General features: G+C 60.6%; 2 pseudogenes. Both read right to left on the reverse strand.

Annotation, left to right across the window (positions count from 1 at the left end):
- Nucleotides 1-91 (reverse strand): annotated as a pseudogene (locus tag ACAG21_RS28160) (type VII secretion protein EsxI); the annotation flags it as partial.
- 48 nt (nucleotides 92-139) lie between these two features.
- Nucleotides 140-218: pseudogene (locus ACAG21_RS28165) on the reverse strand (WXG100 family type VII secretion target); the annotation flags it as partial.

Below are 218 nucleotides of genomic sequence, written 5' to 3' on the forward strand. Positions count from 1 at the left end.
TGGCCTGGTGCTCGGCCTCCAACGAAGCGGCCTGCGCGCGGATCAACGCACCGTGCGCGTCCACGTCTCCGAACTGGTAATTGATCGACATTGTCTATCCTCCTAAGTGAAAAGTTCTGGGATCCAGTGGTTTTCGCGGCTAGTGGCCGAGGGCCTGCTGCGAGGCCTGCTCTTGCGTCTCGTAGTTGTTGGCGTCACGGATCAGTCCGTCACGCACG

Source organism: Mycobacterium sp. pR1184 (genome assembly GCF_041287235.1).
Lineage (GTDB): Bacteria > Actinomycetota > Actinomycetes > Mycobacteriales > Mycobacteriaceae > Mycobacterium.